Origin of the sequence: Pseudoxanthomonas sp. UTMC 1351 (genome assembly GCF_040948865.1) — a bacterium.
Lineage (GTDB): Bacteria > Pseudomonadota > Gammaproteobacteria > Xanthomonadales > Xanthomonadaceae > Pseudoxanthomonas_A.
Genome location: NZ_JAVGJT010000027.1, coordinates 1 through 8,383, shown reverse-complemented (window position 1 = coordinate 8,383; position 8,383 = coordinate 1). Strand labels below are relative to the sequence as shown.

General features: G+C 64.4%; 8 protein-coding genes. 1 reads left to right on the top strand and 7 read right to left on the bottom strand.

Going from position 1 to position 8,383, the window contains the following annotated elements:
* Positions 1 to 171: 171 nt before the first annotated feature.
* Positions 172 to 1,452, bottom strand: coding sequence for an acetyl-CoA C-acetyltransferase (locus AB6O04_RS16835; RefSeq protein ID WP_368565352.1), 1,281 nt, complete (start codon positions 1,450 to 1,452; stop codon positions 172 to 174).
* 96 nt (positions 1,453 to 1,548) lie between these two features.
* Between AB6O04_RS16835 and AB6O04_RS16830 the strand changes: the two genes are divergently transcribed.
* Positions 1,549 to 2,433, top strand: a complete 885-nt coding sequence (locus tag AB6O04_RS16830) for a hypothetical protein (protein WP_368565351.1) — start codon at positions 1,549 to 1,551, stop codon at positions 2,431 to 2,433.
* 104 nt (positions 2,434 to 2,537) lie between these two features.
* Here AB6O04_RS16830 and AB6O04_RS16825 read toward each other — a convergent pair whose 3' ends face one another.
* The 6 genes from AB6O04_RS16825 to AB6O04_RS16800 form a co-directional block, all read right to left on the bottom strand.
* Positions 2,538 to 3,107 carry a superoxide dismutase family protein gene (locus tag AB6O04_RS16825; RefSeq protein ID WP_368565350.1) on the bottom strand — a complete coding sequence of 190 codons (570 nt, stop codon included), beginning with the start codon at positions 3,105 to 3,107 and terminating at the stop codon, positions 2,538 to 2,540.
* A gap of 255 nt (positions 3,108 to 3,362) precedes the next feature.
* Positions 3,363 to 3,575, bottom strand: a complete 213-nt coding sequence (locus tag AB6O04_RS16820; RefSeq protein WP_368565349.1) for a hypothetical protein — start codon at positions 3,573 to 3,575, stop codon at positions 3,363 to 3,365.
* Between the two features lie 96 nt (positions 3,576 to 3,671).
* Positions 3,672 to 5,123: a nitrogen regulation protein NR(I) gene (gene ntrC / locus AB6O04_RS16815; RefSeq protein ID WP_368565348.1), complete on the bottom strand. Its 1,452-nt coding sequence runs from the start codon at positions 5,121 to 5,123 to the stop codon at positions 3,672 to 3,674.
* Positions 5,113 to 6,165: a nitrogen regulation protein NR(II) gene (locus tag AB6O04_RS16810; protein ID WP_368565347.1), complete on the bottom strand. Its 1,053-nt coding sequence runs from the start codon at positions 6,163 to 6,165 to the stop codon at positions 5,113 to 5,115. Before AB6O04_RS16810 ends, ntrC begins: the two co-directional genes overlap by 11 nt.
* A gap of 61 nt (positions 6,166 to 6,226) precedes the next feature.
* A complete protein-coding gene (locus AB6O04_RS16805) occupies positions 6,227 to 7,786 on the bottom strand; it encodes an ammonium transporter (RefSeq protein ID WP_368565345.1) in 1,560 nt (519 codons plus the stop codon).
* Positions 7,787 to 7,801: 15 nt separating this feature from the next.
* Positions 7,802 to 8,140, bottom strand: a complete 339-nt coding sequence (locus tag AB6O04_RS16800; protein WP_056880236.1) for a P-II family nitrogen regulator — start codon at positions 8,138 to 8,140, stop codon at positions 7,802 to 7,804.
* Between the last annotated feature and the right edge of the window lie 243 nt (positions 8,141 to 8,383).

The window sequence follows — 8,383 nt, the reverse complement described above, 5'->3', positions numbered from 1 at the left end:
AAGTCGCGACCGGAAACATCAACGTCGCGACTTGACCAGCCATTCGGCTGTTGAAAGCCGTCGCTCCCACAAGGAATTTCATCTGGCCGTTTCGTGGAGCGGAGCTTGCTCGGCTGCTTTTCGATCCGGAGCAAAAGCAGCCGAGCAAACTCGGCTCTACGGATCAGTGGATCAACGCTCGATGATCGCCACCACACCCATACCACCCGCCGTGCAGATGGAAATCAGGCAGCGGCCGCCGCCGCGTTGCTTCAACTCCTTGGCGGCGGTGGCGACGATGCGTGCGCCGGTCGCGGCGAAGGGATGTCCAGTGGCCAGCGACGAGCCATTGGGATTCATCTTGGCGGGCTCGATCCTGCCCAGCGGCGCGTCCAGGCCTAGGCGATTGCGGCAATAGTCTTCGTTCTCCCACGCGCGCAGCGTGCACAGCACCTGTGCGGCGAAGGCTTCGTGGATTTCGTAGAAATCGAAATCCTGCAAGGTCAGTCCCTGGCGCTTCAACATTTCCGGCACGGCGATCGTCGGTGCCATCAACAGACCTTCGCCATGCACGAAGTCCACCGCAGCCGTCTGCGCATCGCGCAGATACGCCAGCGGTTCGTGGCCGTGCGTCCTGGCCCACTCTTCGCTGGCCAGCAGCACCGCGGCGGCGCCGTCGGTCAGTGGAGTGGAGTTGGCGGCGGTCAACGTACCGCGGCCGGAGGTCTTGTCGAATGCCGGCTTCAACGTTGCCAATTTTTCCAGCGAGGTATCCGGGCGCAGGATGTTGTCGCGCTGCTGGCCGCGGAAGGGCGCGATCAGATCATCGAAGAAACCGCGCTCATACGCCGCGGCGAGTTTCTTGTGCGAGGACACCGCCAGCTCATCCTGCGAGTCGCGCGAGATATTCCATTCCTTGGCCATGTCCTCGCAATGATCGCCCATGCTTTTGCCGGTGCGTGGCTCGGCCACGCCGGGGAATTCCGGCTTCAGTTCATTGAACTTGAAGCGCGCGGCCAGCGTCTTGATTTTGTCCTGCATCGTCTTGGCGCGGTTGGCTGCCAACAGGCGCGCGCGCAGCTTCTTGCCGTAGACGATCGGCACTTCGGAGGTGGTATCGGAACCGCCGCCAATACCGGACTCGATCTGGCCCAGCGAAATCTTGTTGGCGACCGTGATGATTGAATCCAGGCTGGTGCCGCAGGCGCGTTGCAGGGTGATGCCAGGCGTCAGCGGCGACAGGCCGGACGACAGCGCCGCTTCGCGCCCCAGGTTCCAATCGCTGGAATGCTTGATCACCGCGCCCATCGCCACTTCGCCCAACTGCTGGCCATGCAGGCCAAAGCGCTCCACCAGAGCGCCCAACGTGCGCACCGACATGCCCAGGTTGCCGACATCCGCATAGGCCGTGTTCTGCCGACAGAACGGGATGCGGACGCCGCCCAGGATGGCGACGGGGCGTGCTGCTGGCATGGAAGACCTCATTGAAAGGGGGTAATTCAGACGCCGCGGCTGCGGCTGGCATAATGTCAAGTGTAATGCCCCCCTACACGGCCGCCAAACGCTGACATGACTCAAGACCAAACGGACCGCCACGCAAAGGGTGTATTGGCGCTGGAACTGTCCGCCGGCACCACGCCGCTGCGCGCGTCGCTTTCATCCAGCGACGCCGGCACTCTGGCCGAACGACTGGGCCGGGACCTGGCCAAGTTGGTACCGGCGGTGGCGGAGTTGGATCTGACATTTGCCGCGGCGCACTTCGATTCCGCCGAAGCGCTGCGTCCCGGCTGGCCCTTGCACAAACGCTTGGAAGAACTGCGCGCGCGCGCGCCTGGGCGACAGGCCGGCGCGCGATTGATCGCCTTTGGTGCCGATGAAACCGGCGATGTGCCGCTGCCGTTTCAGTCCGATGCGAGCCTGCAAGGAGGCAATCTGCGTGTGTTGCCCTTCCTGCTGAGCGGCGATGACCATACGGTCCGCGGTGTCGACGAACGGTTGGAAGAGATCTTGCTGGAGGTCGGCATGGCACAAGCCGACACCGCGCTGCTGGCGCAGGAAGCATTCGGCGCGCAGATCGAACATGCCCGCTATCTCACACTGCACGACCTGGCCGCGATGACCGCCATGCAGTACGGCAACCAAGGGCTGCAGAGTTTGTGGCCAGTGCTGGAAGCCGCATTGATGGCCCCCGAGGAGGAAGCGTGGCTGGATGCACCACCGGAGCCGCTGTTGCGTTACACACGAGGCCAAGCGCAGATCGCGTTGTTCGAACCCTGTGGATGGCGCCTGCGCTATGCGCCCGACATCGAAGATGACGACAAGCTGGAACGCGGTTATCAGTATTTTCTCGCCCGCCAGCAGCAACTCGCAGCGGTGCTGGAAGCGCATGGCATTCCGGTCACCTTCGCGCATTGTCCCGGTAAAGCGGATCCGCGAGAAGCGCTGGAGTCCTGATCACCGCCACTGCTGTTGTAGGAGCGGCGTCCCGCCGCGAGTTCTTCGCTGCTATCGCGATCTGACGGGAAGAGCTCGCGCCGGGACGGCGCTCCTACCCACGGCTACTGAGTGACTTTGATCACGCCGCAGGCGACGCGTGCGCCTGCGTTGCCCGCCGGTTGGCTGGCGTAGTCATCCGGTGCGGCGTGCACGATCAGCGCACGGTTGGCGATGTCGTTGACGGCCCCGCCACCCAACGTGACGCCTGTCAGATGCACATCGATCTTCGCCACACCTTCGGCATCGGTGCTGATGTTGTTCATGTCGCCGGCATGATGAGCGCCTGCACCTACCTTGCCATGCGGGGTATTGAACGGATTGAAGTGGGGGCCGGCGCTGGCGGCGTCGACGGCGCTGCAGTCGCCCTTCTCGTGCACATGAAAGCCGTGCGGGCTGCTGGGCGGCAATCCACCGACCACGCCGGTGATGTGCACGCCCTTGCCCATTGGCACCAGCGTGACCTTGCCGCTGACCAGACTTCCAGAGGCGGAAGCGAGATTGGCGACCGCCTGTTTGGCGGTGCTGGTGGTCGGTACTTCCGCCGCAGGCGCGGCAGGTTCAGCCGGTTTGGGAGAAGTGCCGCAAGCGGTGACGAACAAGACAGTGGCGGCGGTCAGCAAGGTGATACGCATGGAAGTCCTCCTTTCTAGGGATGCAGCACTCGAATCGTCTGAGTGCTTTTTCCTCGGATTATCGGTGAGGCCAAGGATGGAATGACGCACCGTAACCGCAGCGCCATTCGTATGCAATGAAAGGAGCGCGGCGAACGCCATCATCATGGTCGCCGCTTTGCCGGCCGTTGTTGTAGGAGCGGCGTCTCGCCGCGAGCTCTTCCCTGGCCTACGGTAGAAGCAAAAGCTCGCGCCGGGGACGGCGCTCCTACAGGGTCATCGGCCTTCGGATTTATAGGAACGGATTTCGCCCTTGTAGGAGCGGCGTCCCGCCGCGAGCTCTTCCGTCAGTTCGCAACAAAGCCAAGCCTGCCGTTCATCATCCGGACGCGCTGCGGCGCGCTCATGATCGCGCGCGCCGAGGGATTGCTGGGGCGCGGAGCGGCGTCCCGCCGCGAGCTCTTCCGTCGGCGGTTCGGTGAAAAGCAAGAGCTCGCGCCGAGGACGGCGCTCCTACAGGGTCTTTCAAGATCCGCGCGTGCCACGCACGGGTGCTACCGGCTGGTGATTTCGGCAACTAAGGTGCTACGAACGCTTACGGCCCGGGCCCAGTTTGCGGGTGACGGTATTGCGACCGACACCGAGGCGCGTCGCGGCTTCCGCGCGGCGGCCGTGCGTGAATTGCAGCGCCACTTCCAACAGCGTCTTGTCGAAACGTTCGCGCGCTTCGGCATGCAGTGATTCCGCGCCTTCGGTCAAACGCCGGCGTGCCCAGCTCGCCAGTGCGGCGTCCCATTCCTCGACCTGTGTCGAAGTCGAAGCCGCAGTGCCTTGCGCGATGGCGCCTTCCATGTCGGCCAGGGTGATGATGTCGCCGGGCGCCAGGGCCGCCAGCCGCCAGCACACGTTTTCCAGCTCACGCACATTGCCGGGCCAGTCGTAAGCCTGTAGCGCGCCCAGCGCGGTGGGGGCGAAGCGCTTGCTGGGGATATCTAGCTTGCGCGTTGCGATGGCGAGGAAGTTCTCCGCCAGTTGCGGCACATCGCCGCGCCGTTCGCGCAACGGCGGCAACTGCAGGCGCACCACGTCCAACCTGTGCAGCAAGTCCGCACGAAAACGGCCTTCGGCCACCAGCGCTTCCAGGTGCTGATGGGTAGCGGCGACCACTCGCACGTCGACGCGGATCAACTCGCGTCCACCGACGCGGAAGAACTCGCCTTCGGCCAATACGCGCAGCAATCGCGTCTGCAGCGGCAACGGCATATCGCCGATCTCGTCCAGGAACAACGTGCCGCCGTCGGCTTGTTCGAAGCGGCCGATGTGCCGCCGTTGCGCACCGGTGAATGCGCCAGCTTCGTGGCCGAACAATTCGCTTTCCAACAGTTCAGCCGGAATGGCCGCTGTGTTCAACGCGACGAAAGGCTTGCGCGAGCGCGGCGATTCCTGGTGCAGCGCATGCGCCACCAACTCCTTGCCGGTGCCGGTCTCGCCGTTGATCAGTACCGACAATGGCGCCTGCGCCAAACGGCCGATGGCGCGGAACAACGCGCGCATGGCGGGCGTGTCGCCGATCAGCTGCGGAGTCCCCGTGGCGGCAGACCCCGGGTCGGGCGGTATCTCCGCCTCGGTCGCCGCGTCCGGCAGCGTGCGGGCCGCCAACGCGACCGCGTCATCCAGATCAAAAGGCTTGGACAGGAACTCATGCGCGCCGCCACGAAACGCTCCGGCGGTACTGGCGACATCGGTATAGGCCGACATCACGATGACCGGCAGATGCGGGTGGCTGGCTTTCAACTTGTCGAGCAATACCAGCCCGTCATCGCCCGGCATGCGCACATCGGTGAATAACAGGTCCGGGGCGCCTCGCGCGCTTAGTGCTTGCAAGGCCGCCGCCGCGCTGTCGAATCCGTCCACTGCGTAACCCGCGTCGCGTAGCGCGGTGGCAAGTACGAAGCGCACTGAGCGGTCGTCATCGACGACCCAGATGCGCTGGGCGTCGCCGGGCGCACCGTGTTCGGAATTCCGTTCAGTGGACATGACGTTCCTCGTCGGTTTCGTTGGACGACTGCGGCAGCAGCAAAGTGAAGACGGTATGTCCAGGCCGCGAGCGATAGGTCAGCGTGCCGCGATGCTCGCGTGCGACCTGCTGTGCCAGTGCCAGACCCAGACCACTGCCTTCGGCGCGGCCGCTGACCAGGGGAAGGAACAGGTGTTCCGCCAGTTCTTCCGGCACGCCGCGGCCGTCGTCGATGATCTCCACCCGCAATGCCATTGCATGCAGGTGGTCGTGGATGCGCGAGCTGCGCTCCACCCGCGTACGCATGATGATGCTGGCGGCGCCGGCCTGGATCGCATTGCGCACCAGGTTCCATACGGCTTGCGTGAGGCGGTCGGCATCGCCGGATAATTCGGGCAGGCTGGGGTCGTAGTCGCGCTGTATGCGCACGGACCATCCGCCTTCGGTTTCGGCCAAACGCAGCACGCGCTCCAGCACCACATGGATGTTCAATTCGGCATGCGGGCGCTGTGGCGAAGGCGACAGCAGTTGTTCCAGCAGGCCGTTCAAGCGTTCGATCTCGGATTCGATCAATCCGATCAGCTCGCGCTCGTCTTCATTGTCGCTACGGTGGCTGGCGCGTCGGGCCAGCAGTTGCGCGGCTCCCTTCAGGCCGGCCAAGGGATTGCGCAGCTCATGCGCCAACCCCTTCAGCGCCGCACTCAGCGCATTGGGCAGCGCCTGCGCGGGATCGATGGCGGGAAACTCATCCACCGGATGGGCTTCCAGCAGCCAACCGCCGCCATCCAGCCGCGACAGCCAGCCTTCCGCGAACACAGGTGATTCGCCAGGCATGCCCAACGCCATGCGGTGCAGGCGCAGCATGTCGCGATCGGTGTTTTCCAGGAAACGGGCCATGGCATCGCCTTCTATTTCGAGCGCCGCCAGGGGTTGCCCCAGCAAACGCCGCGTACTGACGCCCAACCAGCGGGCGAAGGCGGGGTTGACGCCCCGGATCTGTCCAGAGGCATCCGCCCAGGCCACCGGCGTGTTGAGTGCGTCGGTGGTAGGGTCGAAAAGCACAGTGGAAGAGCCCGGGGACGTCATTGCACCAGTTTAGTGCAAAGCCGTCCCCGGTTATCGATCAGGCCTCGTAGGCCGATTCGCCGTGCGAGGTGATATCCAGACCCTCACGTTCGGCTTCTTCCGACACGCGCAGGCCTACCGTGTATTTCACGATCAGGAAGGACACCAACGCCACTACGCCGGACAGGGCGATGGTGAGCAGAACTCCCTGCGCCTGGATCCATACCTGCGAACCGATGGAGTACTCGGCAACCGCGGTTTCGGTCACGTAGTCCCAGATACCTGCGCCGCCCAGCGAGGGTGCCGCGAACACGCCGGTCAACAACGCACCGGTGATGCCGCCCACGCCATGTACGCCGAACACGTCCAGGCTGTCATCCGCACCCAGCATCCGCTTCAGTCCGTTCACGCCCCACACGCACAGCACGCCGGCGATCGCGCCGATGGCCAGTGCGCCATTCAGACCCACCAGGCCTGCGGCTGGGGTGATTGCGACCAGGCCGGCGACTGCGCCCGAGGCCGCGCCCAGCAACGAGGGCTTGCCTTTGCTGATCCATTCCACCGCGGTCCAGGCGACTACCGCAGCCGCGGTGGCCAGGAAGGTGTTGACGAACGCGATCGCCGCGACGCCGCCAGCTTCCAGCGCGGAACCGGCGTTGAAGCCGAACCAGCCCACCCACAGGATCGATGCACCGACCATGGTTTGGGTCAGGTTATGCGGCTTGATCGCTTCGCGGCCGTAGCCGGTGCGCTTGCCGATCACGTAGGCGCCCACCAGGCCGGCGATCGCCGCGTTGATGTGCACCACCGTGCCGCCGGCGAAATCCAACGCGCCCTTGGCCCACAGGAAGCCCGACTTGGCCAGCACGCCATCCACCGCATCAGCGCCGGTGAACGCATCCGGACCGGGGAAGAACCACACCATGTGCGCCATCGGCAGATAGGCGAAGGTGAACCACAACACGGTGAACAACAGCACGCCGACGAACTTCACGCGTTCGGCGAAAGCACCGACGATCAGCGCGCAGGTGATGCAGGCGAATGCGCCCTGGAATACGAAGAACGCCAACTCCGGGATGTACACGCCCTTGGTGAAGGTCGCGCCGATCGATGCCGCGTCCAGGCCCTTGGCGAACAGACGGTCGAAGCCGCCGATGAAAGCGTTGCCCTCAGTGAAGGCCAGGCTGTAGCCGTATACGGCCCACAACACCGCCACCAACGAAAACACCACCAGGTTCTGGATCAGGATCGACAGCACGTTCTTCGAACGCACCAGGCCACCATAGAACAATGCCAAGCCTGGCAGCGTCATGAAAATCACCAGCGCCGCCGACACCAGTACCCACACGGTGTCGGCCTTGCTGATCGACGGCGCGGGCGCCGCTTCTTCAGCCGCGGGCTCGGCAGCAGCGGCTTCGGCCACTGACGCTGCGGCGTCGGTGACGGGTGCGGGTGCGGGTGCGGCTTCGGCGACCGCGGGAGCATCGGCAGTAGGCGCCGCCGCGGTGTCCTGCGCCACCGCATTCACTGCCACGCCAGCGGCCATCACGCCGCACAGCGCGGCCAGGCACAACATTTGTGCACGGGTTTTCCACCCGGAGAACAGTCGAGTCTTCATGTAGGGCTCCGAGGTTTAAAGTGCGTCCGCGCCGACTTCGCCGGTGCGGATGCGGATGACCTGATCGATGGTAGTGACGAAGATCTTGCCGTCGCCGATCTTGCCGGTGCCGGCCGCTTGCTGGATGGCTTCGATAACGGCATCCAGGCGCTCGTCGGTGACGACGGTTTCGATCTTGATCTTGGGCAGGAAATCGACGACGTACTCGGCGCCGCGGTAGAGCTCGGTGTGGCCCTTTTGCCGGCCGAAGCCTTTGACTTCGGTGACGGTGATGCCGGACACGCCCGCTTGCGACAAGGATTCTCGTACCTCGTCAAGCTTGAACGGCCGGATGATGGCGGTGATCAGTTTCATGCGCATACCCCGATGGTGGATGGAACCGGCCGGCCAATGCCGGCCAGCGGTTTCAGCGCAGCCCCCCGGCGGCGGACACAATGCCGGTGCGAAGCGATGCACGAACCGCAGCCGTTTCCACCGCAATCACTTGCGACGAAAACGGATGACGTGGGAGGGAGTTGCGGTTCATGGATCTCTCCTGGTGTTGTGTTCCCCGTGGGCTGTTGCGATCTCCATGACGCGATAACAGGCGTGGTGTTG